We start from the raw sequence: 23,867 nt of genomic DNA on the forward strand, positions 1-23,867 counted from the left end.
CGATGTCGCTGTAACCACATCAGTTACATAAAGCGTCGCGATCAGCCAAGAGACGGTAAGCCTATCAATGAAAATGACCGATACGCTTAAAAATATTCAACATCAGCTGTCAAATCATCCTTGATGAGCCATCAGATTTTTGAGGTGGCTGAGTTAGCCGCTGGAGAGGGTGCTGAACGATGTATTGTGGTCATTTCTGAAATGGCTGAAAACAGCAGTTTAGTGTCACAACGCGCCCATAAGGCAAGTGGTGAAATTCATTTATTGACCCAATATTTAGGCGTTGCAACGGCAAAATTCTTTATATAGCTTAGCTGTGTTAGCGAGTTAGACAAGATGTACTCCCCATACGAGTAACCAAATTGAAAACAGTAGGGTAATGGTGCAGCGATTGATACTTTGCTTGATAAAAATGCCGATTAAGGTCGCTAGGGTCGTTATAGGAATGACTAGCGTCACCAGCAGTGACTGAGTCCAAGGGCTAGTATCAATTAGCGGTACAACAAGCATAAGCAAACCACATGTGGCGAGGAACTGATAGATCACCAATTGGTCCAAACGGGGTTGATCAGTTAGTACAGGGGTTAGCATAGTCATGTCCGTTAAGTGCTTTAAGAGATGTCTACCATACCCGCAAATGATAATAGTTCTCAACTGTATTTACATTGTCAGATAAATATCTTTGCTAATGTAATCATCGCAAGCAGGGGTTTACCAAAGAGCATATAGCATAGATCACTCTGACAGGGACTCGTCCTATTATGGTGCTAAGACGCTAATTAGCGCGAGCTTGTGTTTGCAGTCTCACAATTCCTAGGTTAAAGTTACTGGTAATTTATACAGTGATTGTGCCAATTTATGATCTTATACATTGCCGAGAAACCCAGTCTAGGGCGAGCCATTGCCGAAGTGTTACCAAAACCCCATAAAAAAGGGGACGGGTTTATCACCGCCGCAAACGGTGATTGTGTTTCTTGGTGTATTGGTCACCTACTTGAGCAAGCTGAACCTGATAGTTACGACCCGGCGTTTAAATCCTGGAAGTTCGAACATCTACCTATTATTCCTCAGCAATGGAAAATGAAGCCAAAGGCTAAAACCAGAGGCCAGATAACGGTATTACGAGGCTTGGTTAAACAGGCGAGTGTCTTGGTTAATGCAGGTGATCCTGATCGCGAGGGACAACTACTGGTTGATGAGGTGATTGCCCACTTAGGGGTTAAAGGTGACAAACTCAACCAAACCAAACGCCTACTTATTAGCGACCTTAACCCACAAGCGGTAAAGCGTGCCTTGGGTCAGCTACGTAGTAATCGAGAGTTCATTCCATTATCAACCTCTGCATTAGCCCGCGCCCGTGCTGATTGGCTCTATGGCATGAATATGACTCGCGCCTATACCATTCAGGGGCGTAAAGTGGGTTATCAAGGGGTGTTATCCGTTGGGCGGGTGCAAACACCTCTGCTCGGGTTAGTCGTTCGCCGTGATGAGGAGATTGCCAATTTTGTTAGCAAACCTTTTTATGAAGTACTGGCCAATTTAACGACCGATAGGGGCGAGGCATTTCAGGCCAAATGGCAGCCAAGTGAAGCATGTCAGCCCTATATGGATGAAGATGGTCGGGTGCTATCTAAGAAGTTAGCTGAAAATGTTGTCAATCGCATTAGCCAGCAACAGGCCGTGGTGATGGATCTGCAAAGCAAAGATAAGCAGCAAAATCAGCCACTGCCGTACAGTTTGTCAGCGCTGCAGATAGATGCCGCAAAACGCTTTGGCATGAGCGCTAAAACAGTATTGGATACCTGTCAGTCCCTTTATGAAAAACATAAACTCATTACCTATCCTCGTTCAGATAGCCGTTACCTGCCTAAAGAGCAGTTCTCTTTAGCGTCAAAAGTGGTCGATGCTGTACTTAAGGGGGCCAGTGAATTAGTACAAGGCGTTGATGCACCCAATTGCAGCATCAAGTCCAAAGCCTGGGATGATAAAAAGGTTGATGCTCATCATGCGATAGTTCCAACTGAAAAAGTGGCCAATCTGTCTAGCCTGACTCAAGGTGAAAAACAGATCTATTTGCAGGTCGCACGTCAGTATTTAGCACAATTTTATGGACCATATCAGTACCATGAAACACAGGTCGTTGTGGATATTGCTAATGGTCGATTTACCACCAAAGCTAAACAAGACAAAGCGTTAGGTTGGAAAAAGCTGTTTCCACAAAGAGGTAATGGTCAGTCAAAAACTGATGATGACACTGAGTCGCTGCAACAACTGCCACCGTTAATTACAGGGCAATTGCTTCAATCTGGTCAAGGCGAATTAGTAGAAAAAAATACCCAAGCACCGAAAGCTTTTAGCGATGCGACTTTGTTAGCCGCAATGACAGGGATTAGCCGCTATGTGACAGATCCTGAGATTCGAAAGATATTAAAAGAGACTGACGGCTTAGGCACTGAGGCCACCAGAGCAGGTATTATTGAGTTGTTGTTTAAACGGGGTTTTTTGCAGCGACAGGGGAAATCAATTGTCGCAACAGAGGTGGGTAAGGGATTGATAAACAGTTTGCCACTTTCAGCGAGCACCCCAGATATGACCGCACTTTGGGAAAGTCATCTTAATGCAATTAGCCGTAAAGAATCAAAGTATCAAAGCTTTATGACCCCATTAGTCACCTCGCTTACGCAGCTCATTGAGCAAGCCGGCGCGCAACTGCCGACATCATTACAGGGGGTAAAGAGCACGGCTGCACCGTTTAAAAAGCGTCGTTATAGTGGAAAAAACTCAGCGGCTAAATCTGGTGGACAAAGCTATACTAACGCCACAAAAGGACGGCGAAAAAGGCCTGCTTAAGGTTGCTGGCAATCGTCTTATCCGTTAGCCAGTACCTTTAAATTGATTGCTAATAGGGTCGTAACTAAAGCCTGCTTCACTTAATTTTTGCTCTAATAGTTCACTCGCAATATCAAGCTCATAGTAAAGTGCTTCTCTGTCGTGGCAGTGCAAACGTAATTGCTCGTTGACGATGCCTAACAGCACATCGCCACTAAGCTGAGACAATTGATAATCCATTGTGACGGCTCGCTATCTAGTTGGCTGTTGTTTAGGTGTAGCCCAGTAGGTAGCGGGATGCCAATATCTTTAGCGATTTTGTTGCAGATTATCCTGCACGCAAACTTAATATATCTGCCAAAACAATTGGTTCCGGGTACTGGCGAAACCCAGTATCTTGTTGATCAATGGCATAGATTGACATCCTATCAGCCAGCTCATTACCCTCAATGCCAACATGTGCGGCTACGTGAGAGATTTTCAGTTGTGACTTGATGTCATCATAAAGCGCATGGGCGGTTTGAATAATCGCGAGATTGGCGATGTCGCCAGCGGTTTTTCTTTTCCAACCTTTGGCTTTCCAGCCATAAGCCCAATTGGTGATACAGTTTAACGAATATTGCGAATCACTATGGATATGAACGCTATTTCCTATATTCAGTTCAGTCTTGGCCATCAGTAACGCTTGATGCAGGGCGTTGAGCTCAGCGGTATTGTTGGTACCGTTAGCGTTATATAACCCATACCACAGCTCTGCCAGCACTCCGCGTCGGTATAGCGCTAGGCCTGAGCCAGCTTTGCCTGGGTTGGGCTCACATCCGCCATCAGTATAAATGTCAACATCACTGTCCGGTAGAGCACTGCTATTCGGTTGTGAAGCTTTTTTTGATGAGACCTTACTCTTTGAATTAGTGCTTAAATTCGCCCCTTTACTAAAGGCAGCTTTTGCTTCAGCTTCTGTGCTAAATGATTTATAACGTGCGCCTGCAAAACCGTCGACTAAGGCTTTAGTTTGCGGCCAGCTGGTGAAAATGCCTGTTTCACGTCCGGCCCAGACTACATAATATTTGCTTGCCATCTTATCCTCTGATTATGGATGTCGTACGCTAAGTTGTCTTGCCGCAATGGGATCGGCGATTTAGCGTTTACAGTGCTGAAGCAGCTTGATAAAAAACTCACTGCCTTTTCGCTCAGCAAAAGTGATATTGCGCTCGGGAATAGACTCAGGGTCATCAAAGCTGGTTAAGGCTTTTTCCATGCTCACTTCTCGAATGATATGCAGCGTCGGGTAGGGGGCACGATTGGTAAAGTTCGCTGCGCTGTCTTGTGGTTCGCCATCGAAGCAGTAGTCTGGATGAAAGCTGGCGAGTTGGTAAACGCCTTCGTAATCTTGCTCCTGCAGCAGATCCGTCGCTATATCTACTAAGTCGAGGTAGTCATAAAAACCTTCAAAGCCTGTAGGTAATACAAATAGCGTGGTTTCAACTTCTGGATGGCTATCCAAAAACTGACATTCAACGATGAGAGCTTCTAATACCTCTGTGAGCTTACGTTTATCAATGACGGCATAACGTATGGTTTGACGTTCCACTTCTTGGCGAGCAAAAGGGCAGATGTTGTATTTCATTATTACATCTTTAACCCAATTTTTAGTGTGTTGGGCTGCCATTTCCAATTCTTTTTGGGTATCGCTATCGGGAGCCGTCATCGATTGTCCTACTAAAATCCCGTTAATTTGAACCGATCATAGGGATGATAGAGAGGACAAGCAAGAGCGCCATGGAAATGTTGAAGATCTTTTGCTGGCGTTGATTCTTTAATAGGCGTTTTAATGCCACGCCAAATCCCAACCAGATTATAGCGCAAGGAAATGCCACGCTGAGAAAAACCGTGGCAATAAGTAGCACTTGGTCCAGCAGTGGTTGATCCAACGAGGTGAAGGTTGCCACTGCACCGACAGCCATTATCCAGCCTTTCGGATTAACCCATTGAAATGCTGCTGCTTGGAAAAAATTCAAGGGTTTGGCAGTTTGTTTACCATCCATCTTGCTACTGCTATTGGCGATGAGCCAAGCTAAATAAAGTAGATAACCGATACCGACATATTTAATGATGAGATGCAAAATAGGATAACTGTGAAACAGTGCGCTGAGGCCTAACCCGATGGCCAGTACCATACAGGGAAACCCAATACAGATCCCGCTTAGGTGAGGCAAGCTTGGTCGAATGCCAAAATTGACGCCTGATGTCATTAACATGATGTTATTAGGCCCAGGGGTGATCCCCGATGAAAAGGCAAACAAGGCGATAGCAAAAATGAGTTCTATGGACAAGTGCTTCACTTTCTATTGAAATTAAAGTGACATCATCGCTGACATTTTTTCAACAGACCAGAAAAAAATACTCATCATAAACATTTATCTATAAATCCTTGATAAATATATAAATTTAATGACAGCAATCGTTGACATCTTGGCAATCTTCCATGATTCTCCCGTCAATAAAGCTTGCAATGGGATACTGTATAAAATATAACTTGAGTGTAACATCTTGTTAACCTATCTCGGCGACAGGGTGTGGAACACCGCAATGCACATGCACAGAGAACGCGTGGCATTAGTTAAAAACTGAGTAATGGCAAAGCCCAAATAGGCGTTGTCGGTCAGGAGACCAAGATGAAAATAGTCAAACCTAGAATCACAAACCGTCATCGATTTCGACAGTCAATAATTGCCATGGCATGTTCTGTAGCAATTATGCCTTCTATGGCTGCACTGGCGAGTGAACACAGTTCGCTTACAGCACCGACCCAACAGATTAACCCCAAAGAGCAAACGGTTACCAGCAGTCAAGCACGCTTTAATAAAGAGGCGCGTAAACCCAAAGGATCGAGCCGTTTAGCTCACCATGTGCCAACACTTGAGAGTAAAAGTAAAACGGTTACTGGTCTGCCTGGTATGGTTGGCGCGATGGGCGTTGGAGGCCCTGAAGCAGAAGTTGACCCCTGTAATGGCTATAGCCAATTTGATGGGCTAACAGGGCAAGCGTTATATGATTTTGTCCGCCAAGCTGAGTTCTCTTGTATATCAGAGCTTTATTCTAAAAACGATGCCACATCGATTGCCGCTTACCAAGCGCAAAATGTCATTGATGTAGCTAACCTTGCTAAAGCCAATGCGGCCACCTATGACAGCACTAGCGGCAGTGAAATGCTTAACCTGTTTTATTTCCTTCGCGGTGCGTTTTACATTGAGTACTACAATGATGGGCTGACTTATAACGACACACTGCCTGCCGATGCGTTACGTGACCTGCTAATCGAGTACTCTAAGAATCCAGCAATGTCAGATACTGGCGCCATGCAAGGTAATACTCTGCAAGAGTTCTTTATCTCTTGGGACAGCGCTGATAGTTTTTACGAAGCGGTTCCTGCAATCACTGCCTATCTCAACGGATTCAGTGAATCCCACTTGGCGGAAAGCCAGCACCGCTCGGCATTAACAAAGGCGTTAACTACCCTCTATAATGGCAATTGGGATGCGACATACACTAAAGCGTCAATGGAATATGATGCGTTGCGTGCAGCATTGCTAAAGGTCGCGACCTCTGATTACATTATTAACTCGGCCTATAACTGGGAGTCCACTGACGCCTTTCATGAGTTCGGTCGTTTCTACGAATATCAAGAGTATTGGGCTTTACCTGCGAGCTTGAAAACTGATTTAAACAGCGGTGTTCAAACCTACATGAACAAGTTTGAACGTCTCTCTAAAGAGTGGGCTGATGCTGCCGGCTACCTTGACTATTACAATCCAGGGCAGTGTGAGGCCTTTGGTATCTGTGGTTGGGCCGATGAACTTGAAAATACTGTGCTGTCTATTCAGTACAGTTGCAGCGACACCATCAATATTCGTGCGCAAGAGATGAGCAATGCTGAGTTGCAGCAATCGTGCGATCTCATGGGTGGTGAAGAGATACTATTTCACGACATCTTAGCCACGGGGAATCAACCGGTCGCAGATGATCTGAACACCAATCTCGAAGTTAATATTTTCAACAGCTATGATGACTATGATCAATATGCGGGCACTATTTTTGGTATTAGTACCGATAATGGTGGTATGTATCTTGAGGGCACGCCATCACAAGTGGGCAACCAAGCAAGGTTTATTGCACACGAAGCCACGTGGACCGATGAGGTGTTGGTTTGGAACTTACGCCACGAGTACGTGCACTATCTTGATGGACGTTTTAATCAATATGGTGCATTCAATTACTTCGACATTGATACGGGGAAATCAGTTTGGTGGTCTGAGGGGTTAGCGGAATATATCTCTCACCAAAATCGCTACGATGAGGCGGTGACTATTGGCCGCAGCCAAGCATTTACCTTAAGTGAAATCTTGTCAAATACCTACAACAGCGGTACTGACAGAGTGTATCGTTGGGGCTATCTTGCTGTGCGCTTCTTGTTTGAGAACCATCGTGCCGATGTAGATGCGTTACTCGTGCATGCTCGGGGCGGGGAGGCAAGCGAGTGGCTGAACTACATTAATGACACCATAGGAACTCAATATGACAGTGAGTGGAACGCATGGTTACTGACTGTTAGCAGCAACGATACCCCGCTTGATGGCGGTGTCGTGGTGCCGCCGCTCGATAGCGATGGTGACGGCGTTGCCGACAGCGATGATGCTTTTCCATTTGATCCAACAGAAACCCTAGACAGTGATAGCGATGGGGTTGGTGATAACCGCGACGCATTTCCACTAGATAGTAGCGAAACCATTGACAGCGACGGTGATGGTTACGGTGATAACAGCGATGTTTTCCCATTAGATGCAACAGAGTGGGCCGATGAAAATGGTAATGGTATCGGTGACAATGCTGACGCCAACAATGGTGGCGGGACAGAACCGGTTGAGCATTGTGGCGCGACAACGCTCAACGATGGCAACCTAAACCAAGAGCAGGTCGAGTGTGTGTCAGGGGCGGGGACTAACTACTTCTACACATACGTCGCTGCCGATAATACTCAGTTGTACATTTCAACTGCGGGCGGTAATGGTGATGTAGACCTCTATTTCAGCCAAGATACTTGGGCTGGGGCAAATAGCTTTACGGCTAAGTCAGTGACCTCAGGTAATAACGAGTTAATTGATGTGGTGGCTAACCGTGGCTGGGTCTATGTATCCACCTCTACAGCGCAAGCGTTCGATGGTGTTAGCTTAAAAGTTAGTTTGACAGCGCCAGCTACAGGTGGTGGCAACAACGGTGGCACAACGCCTACAATCGTCAGCGATGCCTGTGCAACCTTGAGTCCATATAGTTACGGTGGATTAGCGTTTGGTGAAGCCATCTGTATTGCCGACGGTCACTCAAGTTATTACTTTTATGTGCCAAGCGATACGGCGTCTATTTCGATTGACTCCGCGCACGGAACGGGCAATGTGAACCTCTATGCCAATGGTTCAACATGGGCAAGCCCTACGAGCTTTGACGCTAAATCGGAGAACAGTGGTAATGTAGAATCGATCACAGTCACCTCACCGAATGAAGGTTGGTATTACATTAGCGCAGACGGTGCCCCATCGAGCAGCGGTGCCAGCTTAGTGGTTAATGTCACACCTCAATAATCGCTAAAGTTGTGTAACAAAAAACACCGACATCATTGTCGGTGTTTTTATTGGGTGCATGCTTCTTGGCCAGCTTTTAGATGAGTCTTTTGGTGTTGAATAACTGCACAAGCGAGCCTTTCATTATTCATTTGTCTTGAATTCGTACTCAGAACGCTCTAGGCCAATCATTTGCTTATATCCTTCGATATAAATAGCGACCAAGCAGCCATGAAAGCGCAACCGCTGAGAAATAGAGATTGCATCTCAGTCAGGATAGGTTAATTTTGAGTGAGCTAAACTGTGCCAAACAGACAAGAGGGAAGCTTTATCTATGGTGAACAAGATATTAATGATGGTCGTAGCACTGCTATTGACAGCCTGTGTAACGCAGGATGATGAGCTTATGCCCCAATCTGATCGCACCACAACCGTTGCGACAGGTGATTTAAGTTTTATCAGCGCCAACACAAAGCGATTTGCGTTACACCCCAGTGTTGCCACCGTTAAAGTCGACGAGCGTGTAGACAGCGATAAGTTAAATGTCGCGATGCAAAGTGCATTAATAAAGGTGATGCAAGATAAGGGCTATCAGCAAGTTACGGCTCAAGATTCGCCTGATCTCTTGTTGGGGTTTGGTGTGGCACTTGGCTCTGAGATGAGTGACAAAGAGATCCTTAAAAGAGCGGGGTTAGTCGCGGGCTTGTCGGAGCAGGGCGTCGACATGAGCCAGTATGAGAAGGGATCTGTGATGTTGGTGATGTTTCAGCCTTATCAAGCGATGCCTGCATGGCGTGTATTAACTCAAGGCTTTACTGATTTAGCCCATCAAGATGGCAAGCGTCAACCGCGTTTAGAATCATTAGTCAATGCGATGTTGAAGTCGGTACCAAATCAAGACTAAGAGTCACAGATTGCGAAAGGCTGTCGATTAGCGCGAAAAAAGCAGGGGTTGTTCAGTGTGCTAAATAGGTAAATTTGAGGGTTAAAATCAGTATAAACAATCCCTAAACCGGTTAATTTAGGCAAGCGCTAACGGCGAGTGATGCTGTTAACGCTTGTTATAATTAAAGACTATGAGGCTTGGCTTTCGACCGAGATCTCATAAGCGGTGAACTTTCTCAAATTGATCACCCCTGTATCAAAAATCAAGTACTGCCCCTTAATTCCCTCTAATTTACCGGTAACTACTGGTTCCTTATCAAAGTTGTGCGAAGCTATTTTGGTCGGAAATTGCGTGACAGGATAGTCAATTTCCTGAATGTCGCCTTTGAGTATCTCAATCGCATACTCACCATGCAACATAGCTAGCTCATGGATTTTACTTTCAATTTGCGGCAATAACTCGGCTGCCTGGGCAACAAGATCCATTGGGTCAGCATTACCTTTTAACATAGTGCGCCAATTGGTTTTATCGTTGATCATCTTAGCGAGTTCAACTTCTACTAACCCAGATAGTTGTCTGCTAGAGACCTTTAAAATGGCCAGCCCTTGTGTAGCTCCCTGGTCGATCCAGCGGGTAGGTAATTGAGTATGACGTGTGATACCCACTTTTAAGCCCGAAGTGTTTGACAAGTAAACATAATGCGGCACAAAACAGTTTTCTTCTCCCCATTGTGGCTCGCGGCATGTGCCTTCGGCGAAATGGCAAGTTTCCGGTTTCATGATGCACATGTCGCAGCTGGCGAGTTTGCGCATGCAGTTAAAGCAGTGTCCCTGAGAAAAGCTCTTTTTGGTTTTTTTATTGCAGTTGCAGCAATAGATATTGCCGCTGTGGGTGAGAGTGACCTGTTGTCCGATCAATGGGTTCATCTCGATAAGCTGTTCGCCGAGCGGTAGCTGATACTGGACTTGATTGTTGTTATCTAGGCTAGCGCGCATTTTCTTTATTGTGCCGATGAGCGGGGAGTTGTGCATGTTTGGAGTCCAAATAGGTATAGAGCAGGTGAAGCTTTATTTTCAACACCTTATAAACAATAATGCAGAGTATATCAGATTGTTGTTGTTAACTTTGATAGATTTAACCGATTGCAAGGGCAGAATAATGAATCGTTCTGTCCTTGCCATAAGGTGTAACAGTCGATTAGATGATATCAAGCACGACATCATCGCCGAGTTCATACAGTGCCTGAGTCAGTTGCTGCTGCGCGGCATCGTCAAGTTGGTTTAGACTAAAGGTGGCTCTAAATAGGGCTACTCCGGTATGACTTGCGCTCTCATAGCAGGTCGATAGTCGTTCGATATTGATACCTAAGTCACTAATCTTATTTGATATTTGGTGAACTAACCCGGGCCTGTCATAGGCCACCAATGAGTAGTTTTGGTAGGTCTGTGGGGCAATCGCTTTGGTCGTCTTAGCATAGGTAAGCGTTAACCCCTCTATACACTCCAAATTTTCTAACAGGGTTTCCCAATTCGCAGCGGGGACTTCGAGTAGTAGTATGGCAGCGAAGAGACCATCGATATGACGTAGCTCTGAGTCTAACCAATTCCCGCCATGGCGACTGATAACATGGGCTATCTGTTCCACTAATCCTGATTTATCGGCGACTTGCAGTGTCACTAAATATCTTAACATTTCGCTAAAGCTCCATAAGTTGTTTAATATCGATGACATTTATGCGTTGTAACAATAGTGTCATCTTTGCGTCATATAATCCCAAAGGTCAGATAAAGGGGTGTTTTGTTTCACTATAGTTAACATAGCCGAAACGACAATCCCAGTGAAAAACTCTACTGAACAATAATTAACGAGGTTTTTAATGGAAACTCAGGTAACCCAACCTGGTTCTGCTGCATCACAGTTGTTGATGGGGAAAGGCTCAAGTCGCAGAGCATTTAAAGATAAGTTGACTCAAGCCGGTGTCACGTTGGGCGGCACTATGGTTTTTGTCGCATTGTTGTTGATCTTTTTCTATCTGCTCTATGTAGTTAAGCCTATTTTTGATGGTGCAGATGTCCAGCCGATAATGAGCGTCGAGTTACAAAATAACGATGTCGCCGCGTTAATGGTGGGAAGTGATGAGCAAAATGAGATTATTTATCGTGTAGCCGAAAATGGCAAAGTGGCTTTTTATCAATCGGCGACTGCTCAGCTATTGATGGAAGCAGAAGTTGAACTGCCTGCCAATGCCCAAGTGGTTAGCAGCGCTACATCAATGCCTAGTGAGCAACGATTTGCATTTGGCCTATCGAATGGCCAAGTGGTGATAGCTGGTATCAATTTCTCTGTTACTTACCCAGATAATAAGCGGGTGATCACGCCAAGTCTTAGGTATCCACTGGGCGTGACACCTCTGAGTGTTGACGGTTCAGGCCATAGTTTAAACCAACTCGCCTTCTCTTCGAGTTCTGACATGATGAGCTTTGCGTATCAAGACGATAATAAGCGCTGGCATCTTACGCGTCATGAAGGTGAAGAGAACATGATGACAGAAGAGGTTGAGTGGGTGGCAACCTCAAGTGTGATTGACGATGCGCCGCAACAGGTCAATCAACAATTGATGACTCCCGACCAACGTCAGCTATTGCTTCGCGCAGGGGATCGTCTCTTTGTTTACGATATTCGTGATGCTGACGCAGTAACCTTGGCGCAAGTGATTGAGTTAGATCGTGCCAAGACCCGAGTAAGTGATGTGGCATTGCTGGCCGGAGCGAGTTCAATCCTAGTCAGTTATGACAATGGCGTTGTTGTACAGTACTTTCAAGTCAATGGTGATACAGGTCGTCAATATCAAGCCATTAGGGACTTTAAAAACTCTGCTGGCGTAAAAAGTATTGCCAGTGAGTTTTATCGTAAGAGCTTTGCAACCATAAGTGAAAGTGGCGAGTTAAACTTGCTCTACACCACTAGCCAACGCAAGTTGTTTACTGAAACGTTTGATATCAAAGCACCACAGCAGATGGGATTTAGCCCTCGCTCAAATGCTTTAGTAGTAGAGGCGGGGGGACGTTTACACCTGCTTTCGGTTGAGAACAGTCATCCGGAGGTTTCGTGGAGTGCCATGTGGAGCAAGGTATGGTACGAAGGGTACCCAGAGCCGCAATATGTATGGCAGTCCACGTCAGGTTCTGATGATTTTGAAGCCAAGCTGAGCTTAATGCCATTAGCATTTGGCACCATGAAGGCGGCGCTTTATGCGATGTTGTTTGCGACACCTTTGGCGATTGCCGGGGCTATCTATACCGCCTATTTTATGTCTCCCAAAGTGCGCGCCGTCGTCAAACCTACTATTGAGATCATGGAAGCCTTACCCACCGTCATCTTGGGTTTCTTGGCGGGTCTTTGGTTAGCTCCGCTTATTGAAGACAACCTGCCCGGGATTCTCGTGCTGCTGTTTATGCTGCCAATAAGTATCTTAACGTCTGCATTTGCGTGGCATAAGCTACCTGGTCGTTGGAAACAGCGTTTACCAGAGGTTTACCAGGAGTTGATGTTACTGCCTGTTATTATCTTTGTTGGCTGGTTCTCTTTCTATATCAGTCCGACATTGGAACTGGCCTTATTCGGTGGTGATTCACGCATGTTCATTACCAATGAATTGGGCATCACGTTCGACCAACGAAATGCGCTAGTGGTTGGTATCGCTATGGGCTTTGCGGTCATTCCAACTATTTTCTCGATTGCCGAAGATGCTGTGTTCTCCGTACCGCGTCACTTATCCAATGGTAGTTTGGCCTTAGGGGCGACGGATTGGCAAACCCTGACAAGGGTGGTGTTACTCACTGCGAGTCCTGGTATTTTCTCTGCAGTAATGATGGGGTTAGGTCGTGCGGTGGGTGAAACCATGATTGTGCTGATGGCAACCGGTAATACCGCCATTATGGAGTGGAGTGTGTTTGAAGGGATGCGGACACTTGCGGCGAATATCGCAGTAGAAATGCCTGAATCGGCGATTGGTAGTTCACACTATCGGGTGCTTTTCCTAGCAGCATTTGTACTGTTTATCTTTACCTTCTTCTTTAACACCATTGCTGAAGTGGTACGACAGCGTCTACGTGAACGCTACAGCTCACTGTAATGGAGGCCAGTATGATAACAATTTCAAGTATTTCGCCTGTGACCTTAAGAGGCTTATGTAATGGGTAATTGGTTTAAATCGGGTTCCCCCTGGATCTGGATGACAGGCGGTGCTGTCAGTATTAGTTTGATTGCCGTATTGGGTCTGCTGCTGTTAATTGCGTGGCGCGGTTTAAGTTACTTTTGGCCAGCCGAGATCTACCAGTGGGAGCTGGTGGACCAACAAGGCGTCTCATCAACCATCATAGGTGAGATTTATGATCGAGAAGAGGTGCCGACAGAGCGACTTATCTCTGCAGGTCACAAGTTTAAACAAGACCCTGGCGAGATGGTCACCCGTTACCTGATTAAAACGGGTAACCGTGAGTTTGTTGGTTTAGATTTTCGCTGGGTATTAGCCACTGATATCGTTTCTCGCTCTAAGCCTGAGGATGTGGCTAAGATGGAGCGAACTAAAAACGGCGATTTCTATGGTTATCCATTGGCGATTATCGAAGATGGTAAGCGTTTAGCATTAGATGATGTAGAGGCGTCGTTTGAGGAACATATCGAGCGCGCGGTTGAACTAAATGATCGTGCCGTTGAACTGCAAAAACGTGAGATTGGTGCCATCAATTATCAGCTTGAAAATTTGCGCCTTAAAGAGCGTCGCTACGAGTTAGATAATGCCTTAACTGACAGTCGAAAACTTTCGCTGCAAGCAGAACGCGACAAGCTGCAAGCCGATTACCAGCTGCTAGAAGATGAATTCTTTGCCCTGCGCCAAGAAGCGGCTCGTGACTCGGTGATCATTCGAGATATGCGCGGTGAAGAGGTGACCTTAAGACTCGACAGTATTCTTGATGTGACCTATTCAAATCATCTTGGCATTTTAGGCAAGGTGGGCCACTGGTTCGCAGGCATCGGCAATTTTGTTAGTGCCGATCCTCGTGAAGCGAATACCGAAGGCGGGGTGTTCCCTGCGATATTCGGTACCGTCTTTATGGTGATGTTGATGGCCGTTATCGTGACGCCATTTGGGGTGATTGCCGCCATTTATCTGCATGAGTATGCCAAAAAAGGTCCTGTCACTAAAATGATCCGCATTGCGGTGATTAACTTAGCGGGTGTGCCATCAATTGTTTACGGTGTATTTGGCCTTGGCTTCTTTGTATATATGCTCGGTGGCTCACTCGATCAGTTGTTTTACCCAGAAGCCTTGCCAACACCAACATTTGGCTCGCCAGGGGTTATCTGGTCGGCGTTAACTTTAGCCATCTTAACCTTGCCAGTAGTGATAGTCTCTACTGAGGAGGGATTAAGCCGTATTCCAAGCTCTGTGCGTCAAGGCAGTTTAGCGTTGGGGGCAACGAAGGCTGAGACGTTATGGCGAATCATTTTGCCTATGGCAAGCCCTGCCATTATGACCGGCCTCATTTTAGCGGTTGCCCGTGCGGCAGGTGAAGTCGCCCCGTTAATGTTGGTCGGTGTGGTAAAACTTGCCCCGACACTGCCTATTGATATGAATTTCCCATTTGTACATTTGGAACGTAAGTTTATGCACTTAGGTTTCCATATCTATGATGTTGGCTTTCAAAGCCCGAACGTAGAAGCGGCTCGTCCGCTGGTGTATGCCACCTCATTCTTATTGGTGTCAGTGATTGTCAGTTTAAATTTAACGGCCATTGCTGTTCGTAACCACCTGCGTGAGAAGTATCGCTCGTTAGAACATTAACCCTATATTTAATACGCCTGAGCATGGCTCAGGCGTTAATAAACAGATATCCTGAAGTGATTAGGAAACGTTATGATTTCGATAGATAAGTCGGTAATGAAAACAGAGACTTTAGATTTAGACAACTTAAGCCCTGAGCAAACGGCGTTAGAGATCCGTAATCTGGATCTTAAGTATGGCGATAAACAGGCACTGTTCGACGTGTCGATGAAGATACCTCAGAAGAAGGTGACTGCTTTTATTGGCCCAAGTGGCTGTGGTAAGTCTACCTTACTGCGTTGCATTAACCGTATGAATGACTTAGTGGATAATTGCAACATTGGTGGTGAAATTCTGCTCCATGGGCAAAACATCTATGACAAGAAGGTTGATGTCGCATCACTGCGCCGCAATGTTGGTATGGTATTTCAGCGTCCTAATCCTTTTCCTAAGTCTATTTATGAGAATGTGGTTTATGGTTTGCGTCTACAGGGGATCAACAATCGCCGTGAATTAGACGATGCCGCCGAACGTTCATTACGTGGCGCTGCGATTTGGGATGAAGTGAAAGATCGTTTGCACGACAATGCATTTGGCCTCTCTGGTGGTCAGCAGCAGCGTTTAGTGATAGCACGGGCGATAGCGATTGAGCCGGAAGTCTTGTTGCTCGATGAGCCAACATCAGCGCTAGATCCTATCTCTACACTGACGATTGAAGAGCTGATCACTGAGCTAAAGTCAAAGTATACCGTAGTGATCGTGACTCATAACATGCAACAAGCTGCACGTGTGTCAGACCAAACTGCATTCATGTATATGGGCGAACTGGTCGAATACGCAGACACCAATACCATCTTCACCACGCCTAAAAAGCGTAAAACTGAAGATTACATTACTGGTCGTTATGGCTAATCACCCGACACTACATTTGAATTGATAAGGTTAATTTTTAATGGAAAACATGAATTTAAATAAGCATATCTCTGGTCAGTTCAATGCTGAGTTGGATGATATTCGTAACCGCGTGTTGGCGATGGGTGGTTTGGTTGAACGTCAGTTAGAGCAGTCTCTCGACGCTCTGGGCAAGCTGGATGCCGATTTGGCGCAAAAGGTCATTGATGGCGACCATACAGTTAACGGTATGGAAGTGGCTATTGATGAAGAGTGCACACGCATCATTGCTAAACGTCAGCCTGCGGCAAGTGATTTACGTTTGATCATTGCTATCTCGAAAACCATTGCCGATTTAGAACGTATCGGTGATGCCTGCGTTAAAATTGCCAACGCGGCTCTTGATAAGCGCTTGAAAAACCAGCAGCCGCTGCTAGTGAGTATCGAAAATATGGGTCGCCATGCGACTCGTACCTTGCACGCTACACTGGATGCCTTGGCGCGTATGGATGCCGAAGTGGCGATGGAACTGCATAAAGAGGATGCGAAACTCGATAGTGAGTATGAGGGGATCATTCGTCAGTTGATGACCTATATGATGGAAGATCCTCGCTCTATCCCTGAGGTATTAGATGTGCTGTGGGCGGCGCGTGCGGTCGAACGTGTGGGCGATAGATGTCAGAACATCTGTGAATACATCATCTATTACGTTAAGGGTAAAGATGTACGTCATACCTCTTATGAAGAGATGAAAAAGATCTAAGCTGTTCACTATTGAGCAAGCATTAAAAGCAGCACTTTGTGCTGCTTTTTTAGGTTTACGCTCTGGAGATTCTGGTCGTACTTGATGATATTTCAGGTAAAGATAATTTTATATAATTTGTTGTTTTGTCACAGTTCCTTGCGAAAAGTCATTATAAAATCCGCCGCGACGCTCACATAGTTAATAACTAAATTATCCCACCTCAACAATTGAGTGTGGAGAGTGAAGAGCGTCAAGTTGGGCCTAGTCTAATCGTGGACTAGGCCTGTTTTCGTTATGCGAGGCGTTATGGCGATAAAATCGAGTATCAATCCACCGGTTTTCTATTCATCGGTATTTCTTATTTTTTGTATGGTGTTTGTTGGGGCTGTGTGGCCAACGCAAGCACAAGTTATATTTAAGTCCGTTCAACTATGGCTAGAGGTGAAGACTGGCTGGCTATATATCTTAGGTGTTGCAATATTTCTAATATTTATCATTTTTGTGATGATTAGCCGATTTGGTGATATCAAATTGGGTCCTGACCATGCTGAGCCCGATTACAGTTACAAAAGCTGGATTGCCATGCTGTTCTCTGCCGGCATGGGTATAGGCTTAATGTTTTTCGGCGTCGCAGAGCCTGTCATGCACTTCTTGGCCCCGCCTGATGCAACACCTGAAACTATTCAGGCAGCAAAAGACGCAATGAAGATCACTTTCTTCCACTGGGGCATACACGCTTGGGCGATCTATGCTGTCGTAGCCTTAAGCTTGGCGTATTTCTCTTATCGCCATAAATTACCCTTACTTCCTCGAAGTGCATTATTTCCGCTGATTGGCGATCGTATTTATGGGCCAATCGGTCACATTGTTGATACGTTTGCCGTATTAGGCACTATGTTTGGTGTGGCAACGTCATTAGGCTTTGGGGTGCTTCAGGTTAACTCAGGCTTGCATTATCTATTGGGGTTACCTATCTCGACTAGCGTTCAGGTGGTGTTGATTATTTGCATCACGTTAATAGCAACGGTATCTGTATTCTCAGGCCTTGATAAAGGTGTTAAGCGATTAAGTGAATTAAACCTTGGGCTGGCGGTGCTGTTGTTAGTCTTTGTATTGGCTTTCGGTCCCACCGTCGCATTGCTGCAGGCATTCGTGCAGAACACCGGGGCCTATTTAAGTGACATTGTCGGTAAGACCTTTAATTTGTACGCCTACGAGCAGAAAAATGACTGGATTGGTGGCTGGACACTACTTTATTGGGGGTGGTGGATCTCATGGTCACCATTTGTCGGAACGTTTATTGCTCGGGTGTCTCGTGGCCGTACTATTCGCGAGTTTCTGATTGGGGTGTTATTTGTTCCCTCGGCATTTACCTTTTTATGGATGACAGTATTTGGTAATACGGCAATCGACGCAATCATGAACCATGGTGCGGCCTATTTGGCCGATGCGGTGTCATCTGACGTGTCAGTAGCCCTGTTTAAGTTTTTTGAACATATGCCAGCATCGACACTTTTGTCGACGATTGCCCTATGTTTAGTGGTGACCTTTTTTGTCACCTCATCGGATTCAGGCTCATTAGTGATTGATAACCTCACCTCTGGTGGTGATGCCAATGCGCCGGTATGGCAGCGTATTTTTTGGGCGTTGTTGCAAGGGCTCGTGGCGTCGGTGTTGTTAATTGCGGGTGGCTTACAGGCGCTCCAAACGGTCGCTATCGCGAGTGCGATGCCCTTTTTATTGGTGATGATGTTGATGTGTTTTGGTTTGTTTAAAGCATTACAGGATGACTGGTTAAAAGTGAACAGTGTTCAATCCCACAACACCAGCGTCCAATATGCAAAAACGAATGTGAGTTGGGAGGAACGCATTGATGTATTGCTATCACACCCCAGCCATGAACAAGCACAACAGTATTTAGAAGCGGTCGCAGGGCCCGCCTTAGCTAAAGCGGAAAAGCGCTTCGTGGAAAAAAATATCCGCGCCCAAGTGCTTGATATTGAAGACCGGGTTCGCTTAATTATTAATGAAGATGAGCAGCATGACTTTGTCTATGGTCTGCGGGTACGTGCTTATACTATTCCAAATCCTATTGAAGCTGAAATAGAAACGGGAGACACCAATTATTTTCGGGTAGAGGTGTTTCTTGAGCATGGTGGACAACATTATGATGTAATGGGGTACACCGAAGAGCAATTGCTAGCTGACGTCGTGACTCAATATGAGCGTTATCTTCATTACCTGCACTTGTCGAGTTCAGAGTATTTAAGGTCCGAAAGTTAGGTATTTCACTGTTAAAAAACGCCCCGTCGCTGAGATTGGGCGTTTTTGTTTGCGCTGCCAAGCAACTGTTATTATGCTTGCGGGCATTGATGATGTTTTTAGAGAAATTATGTATGTCTGTAAATCAAGGTCAGAGTAAGTTAGATAGAGTGCTTGCAGAGGCTCGTGAGTATAAAGCTAAGCGGGAAACGGGTTATCGTGAACAAGCATTAAAGCTATACCCCTGGGTGTGCGGGCGCTGCACCAGAGAGTTTACGCACTCTAATTTACGTGAGCTGACGGTACATCATCGGGATCATAATCACGACAACAATCCCTCAGATGGTACAAATTGGGAGCTACTTTGTCTCTACTGTCATGATAATGAGCATGCAAAATATGAAGAGCTTATTCAGTATGGTGCGACGACAGAAACCAAAGTGGAGGCGGCCACTTATAACCCTTTTGCTGACTTAAAAGGGATGATGAATAAAAAGTAGTCGTTTAGCTGTTAGCGCCGTTTAGGCGCTTTTCAGCGGCTAACCATTTTGCTCGGCTGATGATCTGGCTATTTTCGCTCTTCGCCACAACCGCTTTGCGCTGTATAGCGTTGTCACAAATTTGCTGTTGTTCCAGTTCACTGGCTTGGCTCCAGCCAACGATCTCATCGATTAATCTAAAACAACCCATACAGATGTCATCATCATTAAGGCCGCAGCGCGCTACACAGGGGGATTGCATCTTTTGTGATACTCTTTCAAAGGTGAAACGGCATTTTACGTTAGCCCCCTGTTTGATTCAATACTGTGTTAAACACAGGTTCACTCCTTTGCGTGATAGAATTTTTTGCCGACAGTTGCTAAAATGCAAATAGTATTTTATTTATTTATTTCAATGGATTGTGAATAAATTTGAGGTGATGTTATGGGGTTGAATCGAAAGCTGGTGTTAACGTTAATGATGTTAGCTGCGTTATCTGGCTGCTCACTGCTTGAGGTTAAATTAGAGAGTGGCATTGAGCCACTGCCTAAGGCGCAGTTAAATATGCGCGTATTTAGCCGAGATTTTAGTCAAACATTTTATAGCGAAGTTGAGCGCAGTGCCGATCAGATTGCACAGTTGACGACAGGGGCAGAGCAAGTGCCTATGTCGTCTGCGGCTATCTCACTTAAGTCCAACACTTTGATGTGGAAAATTAACAGTGAACAAGCATTGCAGCGCACGATTTTTCAAGCATCACCAGTGGCTGCAATGGTGGATACTTGGGTGCTTAATGCGCAGATGACAGAGTATTTCAGTACAGGCGCAGGTAAGGCGCTTTTTGGCCTGCAGCAATCCATTGCTATCGACGCGAGTCAAAGATTGCTGCATAACTTCGAACGCACGATTCAGGGATTTGTTACCCCAGAGGAATTCAAAAAATATCAAGCTTTTATCCAGCAGCATGTGACTGAAAACCCACTGACTGATATCAGTTTTTCTCGACGTTCGGCATTCAACGATTGGTTGGCGTTTAGAAACATTAATGAGTTTGAAGCGGTCACAACATTCGGCACCGTGCCTGAGGTGATGAGTGATATTTCCGATCGCATGGCAATGATTGCAGAGCAGATGCCTAAAATACTCGGCTGGAAAGCTGAACTCTATGCGCTGCACTCAAATATTAATGCCGATGAGATCCAAAAAACACTTTCGAGCATCAGTGATACCTCCGCACGCTTTCAACAGCTTATGGCAGAAAGCCCAGAGCTAATGGCAACACTGGCGGTTGATTTACGTCAAGAGTTGAGCCCGTTGCTGACGCAGTTAAGTGAATCGACTGACGATAAGTTGGCCCAGTTATCTATTGAACGTCAAGCGTTGGAAGTGATGGTTAAAAATGAACGTCTAGCCCTTGAAGATATGGTGGCGCGCGAACGTGTTGCCGCGGCCGCTAATTTAGATGAAATATCTAAAAATACCGTTGAAGTGGTATTTCAGGAGCTAACTAAGACGCTAAAAAGTTTGATTTTGTATTTTGTGTTGTTTCTCACCCTGGTGTTTTTTGCGCCGTTGGGACTCGGGGTTTGGTTAGGTAAACGAATGGCGTTAAAGCAGGCTAATAAGGCTGTGATGAGTTAGCCTTGATGGGGTGAATACGTTTAAACTAGTAGGGCGCTTTTTAGCGCCTTATTTTTTTGGGGTAAAGCAGTGTCTTATAGTGAACAATTTCAACGAATCGATGGCTTACTGATGGCGAGTCGCGCATTGTGGCAGGTTAAAGCATTTGAGTGTATCGATCTGCCTTGGCGAGTGGCGTTCCCCGAGTTAGCTAAACAGGTTTGGGCGATTGAAGATGATTTGCTTGACGATATTGATGCCGACCCACAGCAGTTAATGGTTCACTTACTGCCAGCTCTTCAGCGCGATTTAACTGCGACTAGACAGTGTTGGCCGCTCGATATGCTGACAGCAAAAAAGCCTCAACAACATGATATTGATGAGCTGCTAGTGCCAGGCTTATCTGCAGCTGAACAGCCCCATTTTAGTGCCCATATTAAAGGGCGTAAATGGCAACAGATTGTGTCATTTTGCAATGGGTTAAAGCATAGCAATACCGAGGTGCTAGAGTGGTGTGCGGGTAAGGGCCATCTAGGGCGCTTAATCGCTAAAGCGCAACATAGAGCGGTCACCAGCATTGAGTGGCAGCAAACCTTGTGTGATAAGGGCGCGGCGTTTGCCAAGCAATGGCAGCTCCCACAACGGTTTGTCTGCGCCGATGCATTTTCGCCGCAAGGTGGTGCCCTACTCAAAGTCGACCAACAAGCAGTGGCCTTGCATGCCTGCGGTGATCTGCATGTGGCGCTGCTGCAACATGCGGCAAACGTGGGGACAAAAAGTGTGGTGATCTCCCCATGTTGTTACCATCTCATACGCGCAAAGACCTATCAGCCGCTGTCGCAGCAAGCTAAGGCTAGTCAGCTGACTCTCAGTAAGCACGACCTACAACTGCCATTGCAACACAGCACTATTGCTAATGACAAAGCGCGCAGCCTGCGATTGCAAGAGGTGGCTTGGCGACTGGGTTTCGATGCATTGCAGCGCGATGTGACCCAATCAGGCTGCTATTTGCCGATACCGGCGGTTAAACAGAGTCAACTCAGTGGCTCTTTTGAGCAGTTTTGTCAATGGGCTGCGGCGCAAAAGCAGCTTGTATTGCCACCAACTTGGTCTGCAAGTCACTATCAGACGTTAGGATTGACTCGGCAGCGATTAACCCGCCGTATCGATCTAGTCGCACACTTATTTCGAGCGCACTTGGAGCGCTGGTTGATCCTCGATAGATGTTGCTTTATGCAGGAGTCGGGCTATCAAGTGAGTCTCAGTGAGTTTTGCGCACCGCATATCAGCCCCAGAAATACGTTGATCTCGGCCACTTGTTTAAATAGTGAACGAAATGGTGCGGTTGAGTAAGTAACAAACTGTTTAGAAAGCATTAAAACTTAGTTTGCAAGGTAACCTAAGGGTAAACAGCTTAAGGATTAGATACTGTTTTGTGGCTTTATGTCGAAAAAAGCCGTCATATCGAGGTTTTCTATTGAATCATGAGCGGTTTCTTGCTCAAATGTCGGGTTAACAGTGAATAATAATAATTGTCGGCGCGTTCGGTGCTGACTAATTGAGCGAAATAAAACGGTTTCATGAAATATTCTCGCGTTTTTATAAATAGTCTGGCCTATGAGCTGGCACCTGAAGTGGTTTCCACTTCAGAGTTAGAATCCCGATTAGCCCCTTTGTATCAAAAGTTTAGGATCCCTATGGGGCAACTAGCTGCATTGACGGGTATCCACGAGCGTCGCTGGTGGCCAAAAGGACACCGTCTATCCGATGGCGCCTTGGCGGCCGCACATAAGTCGATAGAAGAGACGGGTATACAAGTGAGTGATCTTGGTGCAGTGGTGTATACCGGTGTTTGTCGAGATCAACATGAGCCAGCAACGGCTTGCCGCATTGCTGCAGAGCTTGGGGTATCTAAGGATACCGCTATCTATGATATCAGTAACGCCTGCCTAGGTGTGTTATCGGGTATATTAGATATTGCCAATCGTATTGAGCTTGGCCAAATTAAGGCTGGTCTTGTGGTCTCTTGTGAATCAGCACGCCATATCGTTGATATCACTATCGACAACATGCTTGCCGAACCCACCATGCAAAATTACGCGCAATCCCTAGCGACGCTGACAGGCGGTTCTGGTGCGGTGGCCGTGTTATTGACTGATGGTAGTTTACCCTTGAAGGGTGAGCGTCAGCATCAACTGCTGGGAGCCAGTCACCTTTCTGCGCCACAACATCATAATTTGTGCCAGTGGGGTCTGCAAGAAGCGGGTCCTCAACTCTATCGCGAGTTTATGCGCACCGATGGCGTGGCACTGCTTAAAGAAGGCGTTGAGCTTGCTCGTCATACTTGGAGCCACTTTTTAACCCAACGTAATTGGTTGGTGGAGCAGGTCGACAAAGTGATCTGTCACCAAGTGGGCGCATCGAATCGTAAACAAGTGTTAAACGCGCTTAATATCCCGCAAGAGAAAGAGTTTCCTACTTATCAGTTGCTAGGCAATATGGGCACGGTTTCACTGCCTGTAACAGCCGCTATGGCCCATGATCAAGGCTTTCTGCGTAAGGGCGATCAGGTCAGCTTTCTCGGTATTGGCAGTGGTTTGAACTGCATGATGTTAGGACTTAAGTGGTAATTCACCACCCTTGTTAATCTCGAACGGATTTTCCCCTCAGTGAGCGCATTAACGGCGCTCATTGAGCATAATAATGTAAATA

General features: G+C 45.9%; 21 protein-coding genes. 13 read left to right on the top strand and 8 right to left on the bottom strand.

The genetic code is table 11. From position 1 onward, the window contains the following. Window positions 1-123 precede the first annotated feature (123 nt). On the top strand, window positions 124-309 hold the full coding sequence (locus tag BEL05_RS18025; protein WP_069672013.1) for a hypothetical protein: 186 nt from the start codon (window positions 124-126) through the stop codon (window positions 307-309). Between the two features lie 18 nt (window positions 310-327). Here BEL05_RS18025 and BEL05_RS18030 read toward each other — a convergent pair whose 3' ends face one another. Continuing rightward, window positions 328-591 (bottom strand): hypothetical protein, encoded by a 264-nt coding sequence (locus BEL05_RS18030; RefSeq protein ID WP_069672014.1) that lies wholly within the window; start codon window positions 589-591, stop codon window positions 328-330. A gap of 267 nt (window positions 592-858) precedes the next feature. Between BEL05_RS18030 and BEL05_RS18035 the strand changes: the two genes are divergently transcribed. Continuing rightward, a complete protein-coding gene (locus tag BEL05_RS18035; RefSeq protein WP_069672015.1) occupies window positions 859-2,850 on the top strand; it encodes a DNA topoisomerase III in 1,992 nt (663 codons plus the stop codon). A 24-nt stretch (window positions 2,851-2,874) separates the two neighbouring features. Here BEL05_RS18035 and BEL05_RS18040 read toward each other — a convergent pair whose 3' ends face one another. The 4 genes from BEL05_RS18040 to BEL05_RS18055 all read right to left on the bottom strand — a co-directional run bounded on the left by BEL05_RS18040 (window position 2,875) and on the right by BEL05_RS18055 (window position 5,156). Next, complete coding sequence (locus BEL05_RS18040) at window positions 2,875-3,069, bottom strand: DUF4250 domain-containing protein (RefSeq protein ID WP_028762192.1); 195 nt, start codon at window positions 3,067-3,069, stop codon at window positions 2,875-2,877. 88 nt (window positions 3,070-3,157) lie between these two features. Then, the gene (locus tag BEL05_RS18045) at window positions 3,158-3,907 is read right to left on the bottom strand and encodes a ribonuclease H family protein (protein WP_069672016.1); all 750 of its coding nucleotides are present in this window, start codon (window positions 3,905-3,907) and stop codon (window positions 3,158-3,160) included. A 60-nt stretch (window positions 3,908-3,967) separates the two neighbouring features. Next, a complete protein-coding gene (locus BEL05_RS18050; RefSeq protein WP_069672017.1) occupies window positions 3,968-4,537 on the bottom strand; it encodes a DUF1415 domain-containing protein in 570 nt (189 codons plus the stop codon). Window positions 4,538-4,559: 22 nt separating this feature from the next. Then, entirely contained in the window at window positions 4,560-5,156 is a 597-nt protein-coding gene (locus BEL05_RS18055; RefSeq protein ID WP_028762189.1) for a LysE family translocator, read from the bottom strand. Window positions 5,157-5,504: 348 nt separating this feature from the next. Between BEL05_RS18055 and BEL05_RS18060 the strand changes: the two genes are divergently transcribed. Together BEL05_RS18060 and BEL05_RS18065 are read left to right on the top strand one after the other, a co-directional pair. Then, the gene (locus tag BEL05_RS18060) at window positions 5,505-8,465 is read left to right on the top strand and encodes a M9 family metallopeptidase (protein WP_069672018.1); all 2,961 of its coding nucleotides are present in this window, start codon (window positions 5,505-5,507) and stop codon (window positions 8,463-8,465) included. 313 nt (window positions 8,466-8,778) lie between these two features. After that, entirely contained in the window at window positions 8,779-9,348 is a 570-nt protein-coding gene (locus BEL05_RS18065; RefSeq protein WP_028762187.1) for a DUF4136 domain-containing protein, read from the top strand. Window positions 9,349-9,518: 170 nt separating this feature from the next. Here the strand turns inward: BEL05_RS18065 and BEL05_RS18070 are convergent, their stop codons facing one another. Further along, window positions 9,519-10,361, bottom strand: coding sequence for a DUF2797 domain-containing protein (locus BEL05_RS18070; protein ID WP_069672019.1), 843 nt, complete (start codon window positions 10,359-10,361; stop codon window positions 9,519-9,521). Window positions 10,362-10,527: 166 nt separating this feature from the next. Beyond that, the gene (locus tag BEL05_RS18075) at window positions 10,528-11,022 is read right to left on the bottom strand and encodes a glycine cleavage system transcriptional repressor (RefSeq protein ID WP_028762185.1); all 495 of its coding nucleotides are present in this window, start codon (window positions 11,020-11,022) and stop codon (window positions 10,528-10,530) included. A gap of 184 nt (window positions 11,023-11,206) precedes the next feature. Between BEL05_RS18075 and BEL05_RS18080 the strand changes: the two genes are divergently transcribed. From BEL05_RS18080 to BEL05_RS18105, 6 genes are all read left to right on the top strand, one after another. Then, window positions 11,207-13,465: an ABC transporter permease subunit gene (locus BEL05_RS18080; protein ID WP_069672020.1), complete on the top strand. Its 2,259-nt coding sequence runs from the start codon at window positions 11,207-11,209 to the stop codon at window positions 13,463-13,465. 60 nt (window positions 13,466-13,525) lie between these two features. Continuing rightward, entirely contained in the window at window positions 13,526-15,178 is a 1,653-nt protein-coding gene (gene pstA / locus BEL05_RS18085) for a phosphate ABC transporter permease PstA (RefSeq protein WP_069672021.1), read from the top strand. Between the two features lie 72 nt (window positions 15,179-15,250). Continuing rightward, window positions 15,251-16,069 (top strand): phosphate ABC transporter ATP-binding protein PstB, encoded by an 819-nt coding sequence (pstB, locus tag BEL05_RS18090; RefSeq protein WP_069672022.1) that lies wholly within the window; start codon window positions 15,251-15,253, stop codon window positions 16,067-16,069. A 40-nt stretch (window positions 16,070-16,109) separates the two neighbouring features. Next, the gene (phoU, locus tag BEL05_RS18095) at window positions 16,110-16,811 is read left to right on the top strand and encodes a phosphate signaling complex protein PhoU (RefSeq protein WP_069672023.1); all 702 of its coding nucleotides are present in this window, start codon (window positions 16,110-16,112) and stop codon (window positions 16,809-16,811) included. Between the two features lie 288 nt (window positions 16,812-17,099). Further along, on the top strand, window positions 17,100-19,076 hold the full coding sequence (locus BEL05_RS18100) for a BCCT family transporter (protein ID WP_069672024.1): 1,977 nt from the start codon (window positions 17,100-17,102) through the stop codon (window positions 19,074-19,076). 113 nt (window positions 19,077-19,189) lie between these two features. Further along, entirely contained in the window at window positions 19,190-19,555 is a 366-nt protein-coding gene (locus BEL05_RS18105; protein WP_028762179.1) for a YajD family HNH nuclease, read from the top strand. A gap of 4 nt (window positions 19,556-19,559) precedes the next feature. On the opposite strand, the gene BEL05_RS18110 is transcribed toward BEL05_RS18105, so the two are convergent. Then, window positions 19,560-19,796 (bottom strand): DUF1289 domain-containing protein, encoded by a 237-nt coding sequence (locus BEL05_RS18110; protein WP_028762178.1) that lies wholly within the window; start codon window positions 19,794-19,796, stop codon window positions 19,560-19,562. Window positions 19,797-19,979: 183 nt separating this feature from the next. On the opposite strand from BEL05_RS18110, the gene BEL05_RS18115 reads away from it, so the two are divergent. From BEL05_RS18115 to BEL05_RS18125, 3 genes are all read left to right on the top strand, one after another. Beyond that, window positions 19,980-21,176 (top strand): chemotaxis protein, encoded by a 1,197-nt coding sequence (locus tag BEL05_RS18115; RefSeq protein ID WP_069672025.1) that lies wholly within the window; start codon window positions 19,980-19,982, stop codon window positions 21,174-21,176. A 69-nt stretch (window positions 21,177-21,245) separates the two neighbouring features. Continuing rightward, complete coding sequence (locus BEL05_RS18120) at window positions 21,246-22,508, top strand: methyltransferase (protein WP_245687027.1); 1,263 nt, start codon at window positions 21,246-21,248, stop codon at window positions 22,506-22,508. Between the two features lie 227 nt (window positions 22,509-22,735). Beyond that, window positions 22,736-23,785 carry a 3-oxoacyl-ACP synthase III gene (locus tag BEL05_RS18125; RefSeq protein ID WP_028762175.1) on the top strand — a complete coding sequence of 350 codons (1,050 nt, stop codon included), beginning with the start codon at window positions 22,736-22,738 and terminating at the stop codon, window positions 23,783-23,785. The last annotated feature ends 82 nt before the right edge of the window (window positions 23,786-23,867 follow it).

Source organism: Shewanella colwelliana (assembly GCF_001735525.1).
Lineage (GTDB): Bacteria > Pseudomonadota > Gammaproteobacteria > Enterobacterales > Shewanellaceae > Shewanella > Shewanella colwelliana.